The sequence below is a fragment of the Camelimonas lactis genome (assembly GCF_004342915.1).
Lineage (GTDB): Bacteria > Pseudomonadota > Alphaproteobacteria > Rhizobiales > Beijerinckiaceae > Camelimonas > Camelimonas lactis.
In genome coordinates this window covers 120,232-138,505 of sequence record NZ_SLWL01000001.1, presented here as the reverse complement: position 1 = coordinate 138,505, position 18,274 = coordinate 120,232, and the positions used below count along the sequence as shown (strand labels likewise).

Sequence of the window (18,274 nt, the reverse complement as noted above, 5' to 3'; positions counted from 1 at the left end):
AATCAGGTCCGCTCGCTTACGACAGCGACGAGAGCGATGGCTGACAGGCAGTTTTGCGCCAGCCGATCGTATCTTGTCGCGATCCGCCGCCAGTTTTTCAGCCTGTAGAAGGACGTTCGATGACGTTACGCCTTCTGTAAGCCTTGGCGTTGTTGCACCACGGACAGGATTGCGCTTTGACGCCGGCAACAGCGACCGGACGCATATAGAAAAGCGCCGGACAGAACCAGCCCGACATGACGAGCTGCGAAAGGAAGGTGGCCTGACAGTCAATCGGTATTCCGAAAACCCCTGGCACAAAATGGCCCTCAAGGCCGGCCCCTTTATGAGGATCCGGACGCGCGGATTTCCATCTTGGCAGCGGCCATCAGGCCGACATGCCGGATACGTTTGTGCAAACTGCTCATGTCGTCATCAAGCCAGCGTTTGCATCGGGGCGGGCCATACGCTGGCCCTGGGCGGAGCGGTGGGCCTTTACGTGGGTGCCGTCGATGGAAAGCTCCGGCGGAATGGGGCCAGGGCCGGCCATCAGCTCGAAAAGTTGCTGCCAGATGCGCCGTCGCGCCCACCGGTGATATCGGTTGTAGATCGTGGTCGGCGGACCATATTCCGCCGGCACATCCCGTCAGCGGCAACCCGCCTTCAGGACGTGTAGAATGATTGCTGGTGACCTCATCGTCTCCTGCCACCGCGCTCCCCTTCCTTGGGGCGCGAGGCGATGCCAACGGTACAGCAGATTTGAGCCACGCGTTTGTGGTGGGGCGACGACAGAAATGCTGTCGCGCCCGTTCAGCCCCTCTTCCACGATCCGAGGCTTGCCCCCTTGACGCGCAGTGGCGTCGGCGACCACCATTCGTCATGATCTCTAACTCGGTCATAAGCACGCGCCCAGGCAGCCTCCATGGCTATGCTTGGGTGTCCGGTCCAAATGGGGCTAGTTCAGCGCCCTTTCGGCGCAACAGAGCAGCCAAGCCTCCAATCGCCTTGGAGTGAAACTTCACTGGGGGTCAAACGATCTGAGTCTATGTGGAGCGTACGACGTCGTCTGCGGGGCTCGCCCCTCCACGAGATTTAAAGGAACTACGCTGGATTGGCGACCTAACAGCCCCCTCTACCCACTCACGGCATACCTTCTTTAGCTTGCCGCCATAGAAAGAGCCAAGGACAGGAACAGACAACCCAAGCAACAAATACACCGGCCAAAGAACATTTGCATTATAAAAAGCGCTTAATTTTACATCTCTAAAAGTCGAAACTCCGAAATACACCAAAATCAAATTGAAAAAAACTACAGGCATTAAATGATGTGTCATCACATCCTTACTTTTCTTACCCACAAAAACCACAACCTGCGAACATGATAGTCTACTTGCGAACCAAAATACAGCCGGAAATATAGCAATAGACTGAATCACTTGTGGCGCGATATTCCCACGGCGAACCAACCAAGAAATTATCATACCACCGTCGGTATATGTGGTGCCAAGCCACGTATAAATCAGCAATGACGTCGCAGCAACAACTCCATTTTCGAGAAAATTCACCGCACGTTCAGAAGAAAGCAACGCCGCGCCCAGCAGCATATACCCAAACGCGATAGCAATCTGGCCAACCAGCCGAACGACCCAAAAAGGGGCCGGGTCGCTGGATCCCAAAAGCCATCCTCCGCATACAGCCATCAACCCGGCAATTATTATCCCCCCGCCTCCAAATCGCCTCCAAGCCATAGAAGCCAGAATCAATGCAACACCAAATGGGATTAGAAACCACATTCCCAGCAATGGCCATATCGCATGAGAATTAGATTTCAATAATTGAACTGAAATTAACTCAATTACACTAAAGTCTTTCATTAAATTATTTTTTACATCGCTAGGCATCAACGAAATTGCGACCCAATACACGGCAGTCCACAATATCATATACCCATAAATACGCAACGAAACATATTTCAACGTTGCCTTTAGTGGCCGCACCACAAGAATTGACGCTCCGCCGAGGAGATACATAGTTTGAACACGCCAAGTATGCCCGCCGGTAAACCAAAAAAGTGAGGGAAACACGTGGGCTACCACAATTCCTACAGCGCAAATTGCACGGATAGCGTGCAACGTTTCCCGACTTGCAGTCATATCGAACTGGCTGCTCCTCTAGTAGACAGAATATGACGTCATTAGGGCACAGACATAGTCAAGGCAAGGCGATTGCGATGAGATTACAGCGACAGCCATGCATGTAACACATACCAACCGGTACCCGCTGAGCACCGGGGCCACACAGGCGGAGTTGGCGCCACTTACGCCCTCCGCTCACGCCAGAGATGAGATCCGCGGCTGACAAAAGGATGATTCAAGTCGCAAAATCGTCGTACTTAGCTCCCAGCCTCGGCTTCGAGAGTGACATCAACCCCAAACTGAAAGCCCCGCGGGTTCCTAGATTGCCACTTCCACGAGCTTTGGCACATGTCGTTGATACCAAGCTCAGCGCGCCAGTTCAGTGCTGTGATGGCGCGGGTGGGATCAGCCACCGAAGCCGCCACATCACCAGGACGGCGTGGGACAATATGGTATGGCAACGTCTTGCAGCAAGCACGCTCATAGGCTTGCAATATCTCACGCACGGTGGCGCCGTAACCGGTTCCTATATTGAACACATCAGAGCCCGGCGCGCATGTGCTAGCGTAGTTGAGAGCCGCCACATGCGCCCGCGCCAGATCAACCACATGAATGTAATCACGTAGGCCGGTGCCGTCACGAGTGTCGTAATCCCCCCCGAAGATCGCAAGCCTATCACGCAGCCCCACCGCCACTTGGGCGATGAACGGCATTAGGTTGTTAGGGGGGCCCTGGGGATCTTCGCCGATGTCGCCGCTGTCATGGGCTCCAACAGGGTTGAAATAACGCAGCATTACCGCCCTAGCGCCAGGCGTTGCTCTAGCCCAGTCACGCAGGACATCTTCAGCAATGAGTTTGGTGCGCCCGTAGACGCTGGCAGGGCGGGTTGGGTGTTGCTCATCAATTGGCAAATAGTCCGGGTCCCCATACACCGTGGCAGAGGATGAGAAGATGATTGCCGGGGGGCGCATGCCAGTCATAGCGCGCAGCAAGTTTAGCGTGCCGCCAACATTCACATCGTAGTATTCAAGTGGCAACGTCTCGCCTTCGCCGACGGCTTTGAGACCCGCGAAGTGGATCACTGCGTCGGGCTGAAAGGCGCGGAAGATCGCCGTCACCGCGCATGCATCTCTGATATCAGCCCGTTCAACGCGAAAATGTTGACTGGACAACCGCGCTACCCGCTTCAGAGACTCAGGCGAACTATTGACGAAGTTATCAACGACGCACACCTCATAACCCGCTATCAGCAGCTCGATGAGCGTATGGCTGCCGATATAGCCTGCTCCACCGGTTACGATAACCCTCGTATTGCTCATAGGCTAAGCCCCCCCCTGCAGCGAGCACTGACGGTGCGCCGCGCGGTTGGCACCTTATGGAAAAGGCACGGCTAAGCCAATGCATCCTGTGCAGCGTACAATGAGGCCTCCAATGCTCGTCATGACTTGTATGAAGTGCTTGGGCCTGCGTCATTATTCCTCTATTCCACAACATACCGCCCCCCTCACGGCATCCGGACATCCTTCCCGCTCTGCCGCACGATCCATGAAATGTTCGTTCCGATCTCGCGCAGGGACGCTTTCATGTCGCCGACGTCGCGGCTGAGCAGTTCCAGCTTCGCGTCGGCCTTCTCCCGCACCTCGCGCATCTCCGCCCGGATCATGGCGTCAGTCGCCTTGAGCTCATCGATCTGACGCGCCTGAGCGGCGGTCTGGCTCTGCATGCTTGACCAGCTGAACGCCATACCGGCGGCGACGACCGCCGCCGTCAGGAGGAAATTCATGTTGATCTCGGGCTTGAACCACGACGGCTTTTCCACATCGCCCTCCATCATCCGCACCATGCTTTCCGGCGGGCATTGCTGCCCTTCACATCCGCGATAGTGCCAGCCGTGTCATGCTGGCTCCATGTGATTGGCCGCCACTGGGCACAGGTCGCCTCAGTCCCGGCGCCAGCCGTCGTTCTGGCGCAGGCACTCAGGATCGGCAGCGCAGCGGCGAGCGTCAGCATCAGCGCGGTTCGCTTCATCGGTCAGCCCCCGTTCTGTCTGGATCTGATCGGCCACCACGGACGCCTTGCCGCGATCATAGGCCATGTCGTTGATGCGCCAGACGACCAGCGCCAGCGCCGCCACGACGCCAAGCGCCGCGACGATGCGCCAGTTCCCCGCCAGCCAGGTCATGCCGCCGCCGGCAGGCCAAGAGCCTGCGCCGCCTCCGCAGCCCTGCGCTTGCGCAGCGTCCGCCAGATAACGCCGCCGATGGCGACGGCCGCCCCGGCCACAACCAGCGCAGCGACAAGGCCGCTGATCCACTGCGATCCGCCGGCGAGCGGGGCCAGAGCATCCCGCGCACCCTCGATGGCGACGCCAACCGCGCCAAGGGCGGAGCCGCTGCCGATGGCCGCGTCAGCCGCGCCGCTGGATGGCAGGGGCTTTGCATCCTCGACATTGGCCTTGGCCGATCCATCCGGATCAACGGGGATGGCGGGACCGACAGAACCGCGCGCCCACGCCTGCCCGGTTGCCAGCACGCCATTGACGCGGTTGGTCCAGCCCTTGCCGAACGTGCCCCACGTTTTCAGGGCGCGGAGGAAGGACATGCGCCGGTTGCAGATGTCCGCGATCAGCCTGTCGTGGTCCTGAACGGCGTTGACGGCCGCCAGCGTCACAGCGCCGATAATGCCGTCATCACGGACCCCGACCGCGCGCTGCAACCATTTGGATGACTGCGCAACGCCGCTGTTCACCGCCCCATCGAACACCACGTAATCGACGCCCGGCGGCAGGTCATCGCCCTTGATCCGGTCCCAGTATTGCTGGCGGTAGATGATCTGCAGTTCGTCTTCGGTGATGTAGCGGACGGATCGCGGCGACTGGCCACGGCGTTTGCGATCGGCGTCATACACACGCTGGGTGACGCCCTTCATGGTCGCGCCGCCTGGGTCGGCCGGATGGTTCGCGTAGCCGCCTTCATGCCGCAGGACGGCGGTCAGCGACCGCTGGTAATTGGCTTCCGTCATGGTTCACCCATAAAAAATCCCGCCGGGGGCGGGTTCCGTTTGGTCAGATTGTGAGGATGCTTACGCGTAAGCGCGGAAACTTATCCCGTCGAGGTAGACAGTTGCCGTCGTCCCTCCGGGATAAATCGAGACACTGCCGTCCGCCCACACCCTCGCGCGTGACACTCCCGTTGGTCCAACGCGGATGGCGAACTCGCAATCCCTTCCCGGTCTGGCCCCGACAGGGAGCTGGAATACATTACCGTCCGAGGTCCGAGATACAGCCCCCTGCAGATGTACGACCCCAGAATCGTCGAGGAACCACCCGGCGCCACCGACATCAGTTGCCCCCGATGCCATCGTCGGAATGCTTCGAGGAAAGAAAAACCTGTTTGCCCCATAAATAAATGCGTTATTCGAGCACGAAACATTTTCGTTGTTTGTATTAACTGGCGTTACCGTTACTTGGCTCGCGAACACGTTATTCCGGATAGACCCGCCCTTGATGTTCACCCATTCCTGCGCGCCATCGTTGTAGCCAAGCCAGTTTCCCTCAAATAGCAGAGCCGCGCAGGCTCCACCAAAGAACACCGGATTTACGTCATATCCTTCAATATAGCATCCGGTGATGGTCAGATTGTCTATCGCTTCTGTGTGAATAGCGCTCGATCCGCCGACCTCAAAATCACAGTCTCTGATTGTTACATTATGGTTAGCCGACGATAGCCGTATGGATGCCGCATCAAGTGTATCATAAATTCCAGAACTAATCATGTGCAATTGCATGGAAGAAGTCGTTGAAATAATCGCATATTGCTTTGCGTACCTGAATACGCAATTATTAATTTCTAGATTATATGAATTTGATATGTTCACAATCTGATTAAATGATTGGACCATGACGCCTGATATTAGCATACTATTGACGCCATTGACCCGCAGAAAGCTGACCGTCGCATCATTGTACCTGCCGATGGCGGTTAAATTTCGAACTGCGATCCGGTATCCCCAAACGGACGGGTCATTGTCCGCAGTCACCATGAATCCGGTGAGCCCCGGAAGTGCGATCAGTTGAGCGTCATTTCCCTCTATGATCAGTTGTTTGTTGGAGAATGGCGCAATGTCGATAGGCGTCTCAATCCCATATCGCGCGCGCGGCGACAAATCGAGCCGCATACCAATATCAGGCATCTCCCGACAATACGCGATGGCGACGTTAATCGCCGGGCCATCGTCCGTGACGCCATCTCCCTTCGCCCCGAACATTTCCGGGGTAACCGATGGCGATGCGAGCTCCCACCACGCCCCATCCGCGGTCTGGAGCTTCCCCGAATGCGACGGCTCGCTGGTTACACGCCTGTATTCGGCAGCCCCCCCATCGCCAGACCCAGAATACCCGTCAGTCTGGATCATGGACACAGCTACTGGAACCGCCCGGCTCGAAGCCGCCACCAGAGTGCCAACATTGTAAGAAAACTCGGTCAGAGCACGGGCTGCCGCCGTCCCAAGGTCCGCAGCGTTCGCCTTCAGGTCAAGAGCCTCGGAAATCGCGCCGCTGGCAACCATCTGGGCTTCAGATTTGTTGGTAACGCTTCCAAGGCCGACAAAATCCTTGTCAATGGTCTCCCAAGTAGTGGCGTAATCCGTCGTAGCTGACTTAACAAGCGCCTGCCCTGGTGCGCCGCCTGATGCAACGCCAGCTCCGGAGTCTCCCTTGTCACCTTTGCCGAATGGTACGCCTGTCGACCATCCGGTAGGACGCAGCCGGAAATACAATAATCCCTGGTCGTCAGCGAGATACGCAAACCCGGGATCGCGATCATCATAGTTGCCACGATCTGCAAATGGCCCGGTTTCGTCGGGCTGGAAATTATCTCCAGTAGCCCCCTTCTCACCCCTCAGCGTCTGACCGACCGACCAATCGCCAGATTCATCCGACATCTTGCCGTACAATCTGAACGGGTCGTCCTGATCACCGGTCAGCTCCAGGAACGTGAACCCCGTCGGCTCGCCGTCAAACAGATCACGTTTGGCAATCGGTCCGCCAGCGTTGAACGGGAACGGAAATTTCCCATTGCGCCAGGCATTGGCCTCGACGATCGCCTTGTGCAACGCCACCGTCGACGACCAGTCCGGAGCCGTTGGCATCAGCACCCATGCGGCGCTGTCGATCACATCCGGCCCGGGCCAGCCATAGGCCAGCGTCAGTTCGGACGTAGAGACGACAGCGGCGACCGGGACCGACAGGCCTCCGGCGTTAAAGGTGTCGCCGGCGAACCCGACGAACTGCGTCAGATGGCCGAGCACCGCCGTTGACCCGGCCGTGACCGAGACCGTGTTTTCATCAGGCATCAATGTCTCCGGATGTTAGGCCTGCCGCGGCAAGACCTTGGGATGCTGCGCTTTCACGCGCTCGCAATGCTCCAGCCATTCGGCGGTTTTGGGCGGAAGCGAAAAGCCCTGCTCACGCAGGGCCCGGGCCATATCCGCAATGGCGTCCAGCTGGTCGCCAATCGGCATGTACGCCGCCTGGCGCAGGCGGCGCGGGTCGCCGGCAATACGCACGGCCTTCAAGGCGTAACCTCCATCTCAAATGCTCCATCTGTGTGGGGAATGCTGGCGACATGCACCCGGTATCGACCGGGATAATCGCATTGCAGCAGCAGCGCCGGCGCATCAGCCTCAATCACGGTAGAGGCCCCCGCCGGGTCGGTGACGGTGATGACGCATGGGACCGGAAGCCCGCTCAGGGTCTGGCCATCCAGACGGGCTGGACACGCCGAACGGACGCGCCGGCGCGGCGACGCGCCGGAGAGGTCGACGTAATGCAGATCCCGATCCGCCGACTGGCGCAGATAGCTCCAGCCACAATCCGCCTCCATCCGGGCGACGGCCGCCACGGACATGGCTCCCGTTTCAAGGATGCGACCTGTTTCAGGGCAATACCGCGCGAACGGCGTCAGCCGGTCCCAGTCGTTGTGCCGCCCGGTATGGCTGCGATCTCCAGCCGCGAACGCGGCCAGCCGACACTGCTTTGGCGATGTCATTTGGACGCCTCCATGACAACGATGTTGACGCCGCCGCCGTAACTGTCTTCAGCCTGATAGGTGACGTATCCAGCGCCCGGCGCATCGCGGACGATCAGCGTGGTTTGCAGGGTGTAGTACCCAAGATTTCCGCTGGAGCCCGCTGCGAAATAGTTGTTCTGCAGACTGTCGATCTGGACGCCGTTTCGGCGCACGACGAGCGCTCCCGGGGTGATGGCCCGAGGCGTTCCCGGCGTCCCGCGATAATACGCCTGGATGATCACGGCGCCGGTGCCGCGCAGGCTGATCCCCACCGAAGCAGACGTGTCGCCGCTTGACGATACAACCTGCGTGATCGCGCCGTTGCGAATGTGGATGTTGTCGACCGTCAGATTGCCGATCTGCGCCGACGCGGTGATGATGTTGTTCGCCGCCAGCTTGCTGCCGTAGATCGAACCATCGACAACCAGATTGCCGCGAATGCCGAGGTTGAACGACACTGTTCCGTCCAGGCGCTTCATGCCCGTAAGGACGTAACCGCCTGTCTGGCCGTCAATCTCGGCGACAACGCCGTACTGAACGGAAATACCGTCGATCGACGTCCCGTAGGTTGTCAACGTCGCCGCGTGGCCGCCGACCGTTGTTTGCAGGTTGCTGATCTGTGTCGCCTGCGCGCCCTGCTCACCGGCGATGGCGGTGATCTGGCTGGTGGCGGACGCTTCATTGTCATCGACCTTGGCGTCGAGCGTGGCGATCAGATCGGCGAGTGCAGAGTCCTCAGTCGCCCGTGCCGTCGCCTCGGTCGTGATCGCCGCCTGCACATCGCCCAGTTGCGCCAGAAACGTCGTGATCTGCTGGGCCAGCGCCTCGTCGTCGTCGGCCCGGGTGATCATTTCCTGATTGATCGCCGCGATGGTTTTGCCCACGCGCGCCGCCAGCGACACCCGCAGCTCATCTTCGGCGACATTCGCCGCCATGGCGTCCGCCGCCAGCTGCTCCACACGGTCATTCAGATCCATGAGCGCACGGCGGATCGTGTCTTCGCCCGTATCGCTGATCGACTTGATGTCCTTTCGCAGTTGCTCCTGCAAATTGGCCATCTCGATCAGGATGGAGGCGATCTCGCTGGAAATGATCGGCTTGAACGTGCGGAACGACGAGAACACCCGCGGGCCAACAACGCCGGTGGCGCTGATGGCGTAGGCGCGAATGTAAACGTCCTGATCCTCGACATGGCGGATCGGGAATGAGCCGGACACCGCCGGTCCGTCGGACACCAGATCGGCCGTGGCCCAGTCGTCATACGACACCTCGACCACATAGCGCGCCGCCGACCGTGCCTCGCCAACCGACCACTCCATATTGAGCGCGGTCGAGGTCTGGAACGCATAGGCCCGCACCCAGGGAACAACCGGCACCGTGGGACCAAGGATATCCTCGACGCCCGGAACCGGCGGCTGCGGCGGCGGGACCTCGCCCAGCGCCGTCCACACCTGCGGATTGTCAGCGATGGCCTCGACATTGACGCGGAAACGGCTCTGCGGCTCGACGGACCTGATCAGATATGGCTCCGCGATCTCGACCAGCGGGCCAATCAGCACCGAGGTCATTTCGTCGCCGTCCGCCTGCCACAGATCGCCCCACGCCACCGGCGGTTCGTAAAATGCGCCGACGCTCGCCACGTCGTCGGCATTGGCGACGATGATGTTGGGCGCCGGCCCCTGCGTCACCCGCACCGGGCCAAACTCGCGGCTGACGCGATCACGTACATACATGTAGCTGTCGGCCACCACCTCGACGTCAGTGTCGAGGGTCAGCACATACCCTGCCCTGTCCATGACGCCGGCGGCGCGCGCGCCGTCGCCCATGAACCATGCGTCGACCAGCGCCGGATCGCCCCGGCGCATCAGCCGGCCTTCCAGCTCCGTGGTGAATGAGCGCCGCTCCCGCCGGTAATAGGCGCTGGCGGCCAGCCAGGTCGCCAGCATCTGGGCGTGCTCATAACTGGAGACGCCGGCCATCTGATAGCGGCGCGGCGTGATGGTCGGCGTGCCGAAGAACTTGCGCACCTCGGCGCGCCGGGCCGGGTCGGCGTTGGGGCTGTATTCGACAACCACATCGGCCGCGCCATCGGTCAGCGACAGGTCAAACTCGCTGGCCGACGTGCCGCGCACGATCTGGCGACGGGTGATGGCGTGCTTTCGGGCAAGGCGCGGCTCATCGCGCGTCAGCGACCACGCATTGCCAAGGCGCGCCGGCTGGGCGCGGATGACGCCAAGCACGGTTTCGGCCGCCTCATAAACCGAAACCGGCCCCCGGATCACGCCGTCGAAGGTATCCAGCGTGGTCAGCGTGTTGCGGTAAAACAGGATGCGGCCCAGATCCAGATCGCTGTCCGCGCAGCCCGCGCCGTAGGTCCAGCCATTGACGGTTCCGCGCATGATGTCGCTGAAGGCGTCGATCGCCTTGCGCGTCTCCTGCATGAACCACTCGCCGCCGGTCCAGACCGGCAGGCGGGCGATCGCCTCGACCTTGATGGCGTTGAAGGCGGTGACGCCGAGCGCCTTGCCGCTGCGCACCCGGATCGCCAGTTCGGTGACGTGCGGGCGCACGATGGTTTCCGGCAGCCAGGCGCGCATGCCATCCCACAAAATGGCGTTGACCACATCGGTGACGCGCGGATTGCCGGGGACGCTGTCGGCCGCCGTATTGCGGGCGCGGATCAGATAGCGGCGGCTGGCGTCGACCGATACAAAGCGGGTGAAGCGCAGCGGCTTCGTCGATTCCTGATAGCCGCCGTCCGTGTACAGAACACTCCAGCCGCTGACCGGGTTATCATCTTCGTCGCATTCGGCGATCTGGAATTCGACGCCCCACTGCATGGGGCCGGTATTGCTGCCGGTCTTGTTGGTAAACGTCGAAAACACGCCCTGCGGCAGGGAATAGTCCAGCTGGACGCGACCGGAGTTGCGCCCCACCGGCGTCAGCGGAAATGGCCCAGTCCACGGCAACACGGCGTCCGGGCGCGGCAGCTCCTGGCTGGTGACGCTCTGTGAGGAAATCACGGCCGCCGGCACAAGGTCGGAGGTTTGCCCGGGCTCGATAAACTCCACCTGCGCGCCGGCGAAGGCTGGCTGCACGCCCCCGGCCCGCGTCCACATCACCGCATCGCCGACCTTGATGGTCTCGACCGAGCAATAACCCAGCGTCAGGGTCATGCGCTGGTACAAATCCTGATCTTCGCCGACGTTGACGATATATGGCGGCTGCGACAGGTCGGGCTCGATCCACGCCCGGCCGTACAGGCGCGGGATGCGCTCGCCGGGGCGCGGCAGGTTGCCGCCGCCAGAAACGCCATAGATCTTGTCGTCGCCATCCTTGTCTTTGGTTTTGGCGGCGCGGTTGAGCAGATAGGACGCGCCAACGGCGATGCCGGCCGTGAGCCCGGCGGCGATGAGCTTGCCGGTGAAGCTCAGGGAGCCAATGGTGCTGCCGGCGACGCCCAGCGCGCCAATGGCGTAGGGCATGGCGATGGCGAGGGCGAGCATGCCCACGGCCATGCCGATCTGCTTGCCCTGCTGACGGCCGCCAGCGCCGCCGCCCAGCGGCAGCGTGGTGATGGCGACAACATCATCCGGACCAACCAGCGTATCGCGCCACGTCGCGCGCAGGCGCACGGTGTCGTCGGTCGGCAGGCAACCGCCCTCGCCGCCCCGGCGATGCACCGAGACGATCAACGGCCGCGAGCGGTCGCCGTGGCGGGCGACAATGGTCGACAGCCGCCGCCTGCGGCGGTCAAGCGTCACCGGCGGCGCGAGCGAAAGCCCGCGCACGTTCTGGCGCAGAACAAGGGTCATGGAATACCCTAAAAACTCGAATCAAAGGGAGGGGTGAATGAACGAAACAGAAAGGCAGCTGTTCACAAACGGCGTTGAACTATTCGTATTCAGGTCAGCATATGTAGGTATGCTTGTCAGACATGCCAAATCACTAGGCGCGGAAGGGAAACGCTTCCTTGATGATCTTGAGAAAACGGTAGCCAACGGTACGAAAAACATTTCTCCGGAAACCGGCAACATTCCGGACGCCGTCCTTCAGGAGGCGGTTAGAAGAACACTCACCTCCATTCATGAAGCCTTCGACAAGGCGCGAGCCAATCTCGCTGGCTGACATGACCTTTACGCCATGGCGACCGATAATCGCGGCGGAAACCTGACCGTCGATTGCGCCAACAATGCAAACCATTTTCATGTGGCGGCCCTCACAAGCAACACCGGCGCAGCCCAGCAGCGGACGCGCGGCAGGTCGAACAGGCTGTCGAAGACAACCCCATGCGGGTCATCAACATGGAGCACGCCGCCGCCATCGAACGGCAGGTAAACCCCGGCGTGCTCGATGACATCGGACGGGCCGCCTCGCCGGTGCATCAGCGCCACAGCCCATGGCAGCGGCGGCTTTGCCTCGACCCAGCCGGCGCGGGCCGGATGGCTGGCGAACATGCCGGCCTTTGTGCGCCGCCCGGCCGGGGCTTCGACCACGACCGGCAGGTCGACGCCGAACAGATCGCCGACCACCTGGCGGACCAGCGCCCAGCAATGCAGGCCATCTGCCTGCCATGGCCGGCCGATCAGCGCCGCGACATAGGCGTGATGATCCATGGCGGGTCAGCCCTGCAAAGCCGGATAATATTGCTGGTCATAGGTCGCCAGCGGGAATGCCTGCAGCTCCAGCTCACGGAACTTCAGCGCGCCTTCCGCCGCCGTGGCGGTGAGCGACACCGACGCCAGCTCCATGCCGTCGATCACCTCGCCCGGCTGCATTTCGCCAAGGATATAGGCGCGAAACGTCACTTTGATCGGCTCGCCGGCCTGCACGGCGTCTTTCAGATAGCCGCGCAGGATCCCGGAGACATTATCGACACGGACCCGCGCCTGCGTCGGCCCATCTTCCGTATCGCCAGGCAAGGTGATGCTGACGCCACAGGCCTGGAACAGCACGTCGCCAGCGCCGGGGACGGTCAGGGTCATGTCTTCGGCGACATTGGTGACGATGCGCACCGGCTGCGCGAAGGCTGGGTGGTCCATCTCCAGCGTCTGGACGATCACCTGATCCGGACGGGCGGCCGCATAGGCCTCTTCCATGGCGGCGGATATGCTCATGACGGGAACACGCAAAGGGTAAAAGACACGGTGTGGCCGCCGCCGCCATTGGGCCGCGAGGTCCAGCGGCCGCCGTCGATATAGCAACGCCGGTCGACGCAGCCGACGCCTGGCAACATCACCTGCATGCGGAAATGCCCCGTGCCCTCGCCGAGGCTATCAGTGACGAACGCGTCGAACTGCGCCACCTCCGCCCGCGACCGGAGGCGGACCATATAAGGCAGCTTGCGGACGCCGGTGTAGGACTGCCGACGCTGGCGCGGCGGGCCATCCTCAAACTCGGTGACAATCGCCTCCGGATACGGCGAATCCACGCCGCCGCTATCGGCGACCGGGCGATGTTCAAGGCCGGACGGCCAGATGGGTAGCGGCATGGTCAGCCCTTCAAATTGGCCCGCGACGCCCGGGCGGTGATCGCTTTTGACGTCATTCCTCGCCCGCTAGCGATGCGCTCAGCCAGCGCACTATCGACCATCCGGCCAATATCGATCTGGGTGTCACCGTTGGCGTTTGTCCGGCTGGCGACCGGCGCGCCTTCGTAATTGTTGATGATGACGCTGGTTCCGCCCCCGCCGGGCAGGCGCGGCGCAATGCGGCCGCCGGTCGACGGAATGAACAATTCGGGCCGGCGCTCGCCGACAATATACGGCCGGCCGGCGCTGACGGGACCGCCGCTGGCCTTGCCGGGGGCCGAAACGCCGTTGAACAGCATGCCGATCAGGCCGCCGACGCCGCCACCCTTGCCGCCCGTGCCAAAGAGGTTGCCCAGCGGGCCATTACCCAGCAGGGCCGCCTGCAAGGCTGCGCTGGCCAGGGATTTGGCGACGTTTTTGATACTGTCCGCGAGATTCCCGGATCCGTCGATCAGATCGTCGAACACGTTCATGATCTGGTCGCCGGTGAAGTGGGCGACCTCCTGCAACCCCTTCTGGGATCGCCTGGCATCCTCTATAGCCTCCCGCAACTTTTCATTGGCGGCGACCTGCTTTTCGATCGCGGCAAGCTGGCCCTGATCCGTCACCTCGCCAATGCGGGCCAGTTCGATGGCCTTGGCGCGCTCCGCGTTGGATTTGCCAATGGTATCGAACTCTGCCTGCAGGATGCGGCCGGACCTCTCCAGTTGCTCAATATACCGCGCGACCTGATCGTAGCGGGTTTCCTCATCGCTCTTGCCGCCGCCGCCAGATTTGCCTTTTTTCTCCGCTCCGGGCACGGCGTAATCAGCGTTACGGATTGGCTTTACCGCCCTGGGCTGTTCCGGCCCGAACGGCTTGTCGGATATTACCCGCGAGCCGCTGGCCAAATTACCGCGCAGATATGAAATGCGCTTTTCGGCATCCCATACGCCCAGGGTATTCCCCTGCGCCTTCAGCTTCGCCATGTCGCCTTCGAGCCTGGCCAGCTCGTTGCGCATTGCCCCCTTGTCTGATTCCGATAGGTTCGACCCCGGCATTGGCGTAAGCCCGGCGCGGCGGATGCCCTCCGGGGAGTAATCAAGCCCGGCCAATTCGCCCAGCTTGCGCCAGAACGGATTGTTGCCAACCTGATTGAGCCACGCCTGCAGCTTCGACAGGCTGTTGGCGGCGGAATCCACATAGGCAGGGATCTGGCCGATGACCTGCGCCACGCCCGCCAGATTGGTGGCGGCGTTCTGGCTGGCCCCGACTGTCTCATCCAGTTTGCCGACAAGCACGGTGAACGCGTTCGTCACCTGATTGATCGACTGATCTACCGTGCCGGCCATCTTGCTGGACTGCTGCTCAAGCGTCGGCATCCCGGCCAGGGCGGCGCGGAAGAACGCCTCGCTGGAAACCTTGCCGTCCTTCACAAGCGCCGTCAGCTTCGAGACAGACCCGCCAGCCTCTTCCATGCCGGCGGCGACCGCCTGCAGAAGCGGCCGCGCCCCGTCGATCAGGCTGTTGTATTCCTCCGCCTGAATCTTGCCGCCGCCCATGGCCTGCGACAGCTGCAGCAGCGCGCCGGACGCTTCCTGCGTACTGGACCCGGACACCTTCAACGCAAGCGACACGGCTTCCGTGAATTGCATCATCTCCGCGCTGGATGCGTTCAGCTCCTTCTGCGCCGTCGACATGCGCCCGTAGAGGGTGACCAACGGCCCCATCTCCGTGCCGTTTTTCTGCGCGATCTGGAACAGACTGCTGAACGTGCCCTCCAGCGCCTTGCCCTCAAGCCCGGTGGACTTCAGGGCGTTTTGCATCGCGGTGTACTGCTGGGCGGCGGCGGCGATGGCCCGCGCGCCCTGTGATCCGGCAATGGCGGCGCCGACGCCAAGCATCGAGCGCCCGATGCCGGACAGGCTGGAGCCGAGGCTCGCCTCCATCCGGCTCGCCCGGTTCTCGATCTTCGACAATTGGGCGTTGGCGGTCCGGTTGGCCTTTTTCATCTGGTTTTCAAACGCCTTGACGCTGGCTTCGAGCGTCACCGTCAGGCGTTCAAGATCGGTCGCAGCCATGCAGCCTCGCAATCAGCAAGCGCCCGGGCGCGTCAGGCGTCCGGCAATTGGGCCAGCGCCCAAAGCTGTTCTGTTTCGATATCGCTAAGCCCGTCCTTCGACGGGTCGGAATTGGCGGCGACATAGCCATCAACCGCTTCCGTGAACTGCCACCAGGTCATGGCGCGGAATTCACTGACGGCTATTCCGGCTGCGCAGGCTGCTCCGTAGAACGCGCCGAAGGCGAGGCGTCCGTCCGGAAGTTCGACGCCCCGTTCATCTCCTCCGGCGCGTCGCCTTTTCCCGGCAGTTCCTCCGGGGCCCCGGCGAGCGCCGCCATCATGATGACCTTCGCCAGCGCCGTGTGGGAAATCCACCAGTTCTTCTCATCAACATAGCGCCGCACAAGCCGGAGCGCCGCCAGCGGCTCCATGCCGCCGCCGATGAGGCCAAGCCGCACCGTCTCGCGCACATCCCCGACGCGCCATTCGCCGGAGATAAACCGTTGCATCAGGACAAACGGCCCCACGCCCGTTTTTTCCTGCAGTTCCTCCAGCTCACCCATGGCCAGGCGGAAACGGTGCGGCCCGTCGCCGAAATCAGTCTCGACGACACCGTTACGGTTTTCATCAGTCACCATCATCCCCTTCGACCCATGTGACAGCGCCGTCGCTCTGCATGCTCACCTGAATGGTGGCGCGCTCGCCCTGCGTCGCCCCGATCTCAAGGCTTTCAAGATGGAAGGCTCCCAGCCAGTGGCCGATCATCACGCCGGCCCGCCAGACCTCGACACGGGCATTGCCGGAGGCGTCACTGGCGAAACGCTCCTGCCAGACGGCCAGCGCCGTGATGTCGAGAACGCCCTGCCCGCCGATTTCAGCGGACTTTGAGGTGACGTCCCGCTCCGTCCACGGCGCGGCGTCTTCGTCCGTGCAATCGGGAACATTGGTGCTGCCCAGTTCCTTGGAGAGGGTCAGCGACCGCTCCGTAAAGCCGCACGGGGCGGCGAACACTTCCGGTTCCTCGTCATCGCCCAACAGGACGCGCAGCCCCGAAAAGCGCACAGTCTTCGCCTGCGCCATGATCTGACTCCTTATATATATGTGCCTGTGAAGGAGGCCGGCGCGCCGGCCGGGCTACGTCGCGTCAGCAAGCGTGCTGAAGGTGATGACCGCGCGCGTCGTCTCGCCGTCATCCGGCGGCAGATAGCGCGTGGAATTGTGCTGGATCTGGAGCCCATCGTGACCGGCGATCACCGGCTCCAGGCCATCGAGCGCCGCGACGACGGCGGCGGCGATGCGGGCTGCCGGCATACGGCCGGGACCGCGCGCCACCGCCTGCACGTCGAAGAATACTTCCGCGCCGTCGAGGCAGTCGGCGCGATCGACCAGCACCTGCCAGCCGGTGAGCCACAGATATGGCGGCTTCGTCCCCTGCGGCACGCGATCGTAAATCTGGCCACTGACAAGCGGGGCGAGCGGCGCGGCCAGCGCCTGACGCACCGCCTCCTGAATTTCCGGCGACGGATCGCTCATTTTTTCGCGCCCGCGCGCACCGCCTTGCCCATCGCCCGGCTGATGCGGGTTTTGACCCGGCGACGGACGGCGCGGTAACCGGGATAGAAGAAAGGCTCGGCCTTTGCGCCGGGGTGTTTGGCCCCGCTGAACTTCCCGCCGGCCACATGCGGGGCCGCCCCGAACTCGACCAGATGGGCGTAGCGCACCAGATCGTTTCCGGCGGTGACGGTCGCCGTCAAATCCGGATCGCCGCGATCGCTGGCGGACGCTGATTTGAGGCTGGCGTAACGCGGCAGCGCGCCGCCATACGTCGCCGTTATCGAGGCGCGCAGATCTCCGGTGCGAACCGGGGCGAGGCGCTTTTGCATCGCCACGACCTCCTCCGCCCCCTGCCGGATGGCCGGCTTCACCGCGGCGCGGACATTATCCGGCATCGCCGCCAGCTTGCGCAGCAGTTCCTTGCGCCTGCTGATTTTCGCCATGTCCCGCATCCCTTCCCGGCCGCTGCGCCGGCGTGGCCCTGCCCGCCGCGCACGCTGCCCGGGCGCACGGCGTGGTGACCAGATGAGTGGAGCCAGCCCTGTAGGCGCGCAGCCAGCGCCCGTTCAGTTCCGGCGGCCGCCAGTCAAAATCCGCGATGAACGTGACCCACGGCATCACGAATCCCCCTCGACCAGCAGGAATTCGATTTCGCGGCCGTCGATCGTCGGCGTGACCGAATGGACGCCAAAGGTGCGCCCCCGGTACGGCCCGGCGACGAACACCACGCGATGGTCAGGCCGGATGGCCATGGTTGTGCTGAACGCCAGCACGGTGAGCACGCCCTGCGCCGTGCTTTCGAGCGCGCCGGCGACGATCTGCTCCCGCCCGAACTTTGGCCGCCAGCCAGCCCAGACGGTGACCACCGCAGTCCAGGCTTCCGGGATGACATTGCCGGAACCGTCATCGGGCTGGGGCTGCCGGACCTCAAACCGGACGCGGTGCCGGTAACGCACGCCAGCCGCCT

At 62.2% G+C, this 18,274-nt stretch carries 20 protein-coding genes and 2 pseudogenes; 1 reads left to right on the top strand and 21 read right to left on the bottom strand.

Features of this window, described 5'->3' with window-relative positions; genetic code table 11:
- Positions 1 to 2 precede the first annotated feature (2 nt).
- The 11 genes and pseudogenes from EV666_RS00690 to EV666_RS00640 all read right to left on the bottom strand — a co-directional run.
- Positions 3 to 139: pseudogene (locus EV666_RS00690) on the bottom strand (transposase); the annotation flags it as partial.
- Between the two features lie 312 nt (positions 140 to 451).
- Positions 452 to 658, bottom strand: a pseudogene (locus tag EV666_RS18505) (transposase); the annotation flags it as partial.
- A 364-nt stretch (positions 659 to 1,022) separates the two neighbouring features.
- Positions 1,023 to 2,132: a hypothetical protein gene (locus tag EV666_RS00680; RefSeq protein WP_132001404.1), complete on the bottom strand. Its 1,110-nt coding sequence runs from the start codon at positions 2,130 to 2,132 to the stop codon at positions 1,023 to 1,025.
- Positions 2,133 to 2,371: 239 nt separating this feature from the next.
- Complete coding sequence (gene galE / locus EV666_RS00675) at positions 2,372 to 3,433, bottom strand: UDP-glucose 4-epimerase GalE (RefSeq protein WP_132001401.1); 1,062 nt, start codon at positions 3,431 to 3,433, stop codon at positions 2,372 to 2,374.
- Between the two features lie 185 nt (positions 3,434 to 3,618).
- Entirely contained in the window at positions 3,619 to 3,957 is a 339-nt protein-coding gene (locus tag EV666_RS00670) for a hypothetical protein (protein WP_132001398.1), read from the bottom strand.
- A gap of 96 nt (positions 3,958 to 4,053) precedes the next feature.
- A complete protein-coding gene (locus EV666_RS00665) occupies positions 4,054 to 4,296 on the bottom strand; it encodes a hypothetical protein (RefSeq protein WP_132001395.1) in 243 nt (80 codons plus the stop codon).
- Positions 4,293 to 5,135, bottom strand: a complete 843-nt coding sequence (locus tag EV666_RS00660) for a glycoside hydrolase family 108 protein (protein WP_132001392.1) — start codon at positions 5,133 to 5,135, stop codon at positions 4,293 to 4,295. Before EV666_RS00660 ends, EV666_RS00665 begins: the two co-directional genes overlap by 4 nt.
- A 60-nt stretch (positions 5,136 to 5,195) precedes the next feature.
- Positions 5,196 to 7,466, bottom strand: coding sequence for a right-handed parallel beta-helix repeat-containing protein (locus EV666_RS00655; protein ID WP_132001389.1), 2,271 nt, complete (start codon positions 7,464 to 7,466; stop codon positions 5,196 to 5,198).
- A gap of 15 nt (positions 7,467 to 7,481) precedes the next feature.
- The gene (locus EV666_RS00650; protein ID WP_132001386.1) at positions 7,482 to 7,688 is read right to left on the bottom strand and encodes a hypothetical protein; all 207 of its coding nucleotides are present in this window, start codon (positions 7,686 to 7,688) and stop codon (positions 7,482 to 7,484) included.
- On the bottom strand, positions 7,685 to 8,161 hold the full coding sequence (locus EV666_RS00645) for a hypothetical protein (RefSeq protein ID WP_132001383.1): 477 nt from the start codon (positions 8,159 to 8,161) through the stop codon (positions 7,685 to 7,687). Before EV666_RS00645 ends, EV666_RS00650 begins: the two co-directional genes overlap by 4 nt.
- Complete coding sequence (locus EV666_RS00640; protein ID WP_132001380.1) at positions 8,158 to 11,997, bottom strand: host specificity factor TipJ family phage tail protein; 3,840 nt, start codon at positions 11,995 to 11,997, stop codon at positions 8,158 to 8,160. Before EV666_RS00640 ends, EV666_RS00645 begins: the two co-directional genes overlap by 4 nt.
- 37 nt (positions 11,998 to 12,034) lie before the next feature.
- On the opposite strand from EV666_RS00640, the gene EV666_RS00635 reads away from it, so the two are divergent.
- A complete protein-coding gene (locus EV666_RS00635) occupies positions 12,035 to 12,310 on the top strand; it encodes a hypothetical protein (protein WP_132001377.1) in 276 nt (91 codons plus the stop codon).
- Between the two features lie 77 nt (positions 12,311 to 12,387).
- Here the strand turns inward: EV666_RS00635 and EV666_RS00630 are convergent, their stop codons facing one another.
- From EV666_RS00630 to EV666_RS00585, 10 genes are all read right to left on the bottom strand, one after another.
- Entirely contained in the window at positions 12,388 to 12,798 is a 411-nt protein-coding gene (locus EV666_RS00630; RefSeq protein ID WP_132001374.1) for a hypothetical protein, read from the bottom strand.
- 6 nt (positions 12,799 to 12,804) lie between these two features.
- Positions 12,805 to 13,299 (bottom strand): DUF1833 family protein, encoded by a 495-nt coding sequence (locus tag EV666_RS00625; RefSeq protein ID WP_132001371.1) that lies wholly within the window; start codon positions 13,297 to 13,299, stop codon positions 12,805 to 12,807.
- Positions 13,296 to 13,673, bottom strand: coding sequence for a hypothetical protein (locus EV666_RS00620; RefSeq protein WP_132001368.1), 378 nt, complete (start codon positions 13,671 to 13,673; stop codon positions 13,296 to 13,298). Before EV666_RS00620 ends, EV666_RS00625 begins: the two co-directional genes overlap by 4 nt.
- A gap of 2 nt (positions 13,674 to 13,675) precedes the next feature.
- Positions 13,676 to 15,772: a tape measure protein gene (locus tag EV666_RS00615; RefSeq protein WP_132001365.1), complete on the bottom strand. Its 2,097-nt coding sequence runs from the start codon at positions 15,770 to 15,772 to the stop codon at positions 13,676 to 13,678.
- Positions 15,773 to 15,804: 32 nt separating this feature from the next.
- Positions 15,805 to 15,933: a hypothetical protein gene (locus tag EV666_RS18750; protein ID WP_280990818.1), complete on the bottom strand. Its 129-nt coding sequence runs from the start codon at positions 15,931 to 15,933 to the stop codon at positions 15,805 to 15,807.
- Between the two features lie 20 nt (positions 15,934 to 15,953).
- On the bottom strand, positions 15,954 to 16,394 hold the full coding sequence (locus EV666_RS00610) for a gene transfer agent family protein (protein WP_132001362.1): 441 nt from the start codon (positions 16,392 to 16,394) through the stop codon (positions 15,954 to 15,956).
- The gene (locus EV666_RS00605) at positions 16,381 to 16,833 is read right to left on the bottom strand and encodes a phage tail tube protein (protein ID WP_132001359.1); all 453 of its coding nucleotides are present in this window, start codon (positions 16,831 to 16,833) and stop codon (positions 16,381 to 16,383) included. Before EV666_RS00605 ends, EV666_RS00610 begins: the two co-directional genes overlap by 14 nt.
- A gap of 54 nt (positions 16,834 to 16,887) precedes the next feature.
- Complete coding sequence (locus EV666_RS00600) at positions 16,888 to 17,286, bottom strand: DUF3168 domain-containing protein (protein WP_132001356.1); 399 nt, start codon at positions 17,284 to 17,286, stop codon at positions 16,888 to 16,890.
- Positions 17,283 to 17,750 carry an HK97-gp10 family putative phage morphogenesis protein gene (locus EV666_RS00595; RefSeq protein WP_132001353.1) on the bottom strand — a complete coding sequence of 156 codons (468 nt, stop codon included), beginning with the start codon at positions 17,748 to 17,750 and terminating at the stop codon, positions 17,283 to 17,285. The genes EV666_RS00600 and EV666_RS00595 overlap by 4 nt, the downstream gene beginning before the upstream one ends.
- A gap of 174 nt (positions 17,751 to 17,924) precedes the next feature.
- Complete coding sequence (locus EV666_RS00585) at positions 17,925 to 18,263, bottom strand: head-tail adaptor protein (protein WP_165909845.1); 339 nt, start codon at positions 18,261 to 18,263, stop codon at positions 17,925 to 17,927.
- Between the last annotated feature and the right edge of the window lie 11 nt (positions 18,264 to 18,274).

Bases quoted from the DNA above. Each gene is read 5' to 3' on its own strand.
- EV666_RS00680 (WP_132001404.1), bottom strand. From the start codon at position 2,132: ATGACTGCAAGTCGGGAAACGTTGCACGCTATCCGTGCAATTTGCGCT.
- galE (WP_132001401.1), bottom strand. From the start codon at position 3,433: ATGAGCAATACGAGGGTTATCGTAACCGGTGGAGCAGGCTATATCGGC.
- EV666_RS00670 (WP_132001398.1), bottom strand. From the start codon at position 3,957: ATGGTGCGGATGATGGAGGGCGATGTGGAAAAGCCGTCGTGGTTCAAG.
- EV666_RS00665 (WP_132001395.1), bottom strand. From the start codon at position 4,296: ATGACCTGGCTGGCGGGGAACTGGCGCATCGTCGCGGCGCTTGGCGTC.
- EV666_RS00660 (WP_132001392.1), bottom strand. From the start codon at position 5,135: ATGACGGAAGCCAATTACCAGCGGTCGCTGACCGCCGTCCTGCGGCAT.
- EV666_RS00655 (WP_132001389.1), bottom strand. From the start codon at position 7,466: ATGCCTGATGAAAACACGGTCTCGGTCACGGCCGGGTCAACGGCGGTG.
- EV666_RS00645 (WP_132001383.1), bottom strand. From the start codon at position 8,161: ATGACATCGCCAAAGCAGTGTCGGCTGGCCGCGTTCGCGGCTGGAGAT.
- EV666_RS00640 (WP_132001380.1), bottom strand. From the start codon at position 11,997: ATGACCCTTGTTCTGCGCCAGAACGTGCGCGGGCTTTCGCTCGCGCCG.
- EV666_RS00635 (WP_132001377.1), top strand. From the start codon at position 12,035: ATGAACGAAACAGAAAGGCAGCTGTTCACAAACGGCGTTGAACTATTC.
- EV666_RS00630 (WP_132001374.1), bottom strand. From the start codon at position 12,798: ATGGATCATCACGCCTATGTCGCGGCGCTGATCGGCCGGCCATGGCAG.
- EV666_RS00625 (WP_132001371.1), bottom strand. From the start codon at position 13,299: ATGAGCATATCCGCCGCCATGGAAGAGGCCTATGCGGCCGCCCGTCCG.
- EV666_RS00620 (WP_132001368.1), bottom strand. From the start codon at position 13,673: ATGCCGCTACCCATCTGGCCGTCCGGCCTTGAACATCGCCCGGTCGCC.
- EV666_RS00615 (WP_132001365.1), bottom strand. From the start codon at position 15,772: ATGGCTGCGACCGATCTTGAACGCCTGACGGTGACGCTCGAAGCCAGC.
- EV666_RS18750 (WP_280990818.1), bottom strand. From the start codon at position 15,933: ATGACCTGGTGGCAGTTCACGGAAGCGGTTGATGGCTATGTCGCCGCC.
- EV666_RS00610 (WP_132001362.1), bottom strand. From the start codon at position 16,394: ATGATGGTGACTGATGAAAACCGTAACGGTGTCGTCGAGACTGATTTC.
- EV666_RS00605 (WP_132001359.1), bottom strand. From the start codon at position 16,833: ATGGCGCAGGCGAAGACTGTGCGCTTTTCGGGGCTGCGCGTCCTGTTG.
- EV666_RS00600 (WP_132001356.1), bottom strand. From the start codon at position 17,286: ATGAGCGATCCGTCGCCGGAAATTCAGGAGGCGGTGCGTCAGGCGCTG.
- EV666_RS00595 (WP_132001353.1), bottom strand. From the start codon at position 17,750: ATGGCGAAAATCAGCAGGCGCAAGGAACTGCTGCGCAAGCTGGCGGCG.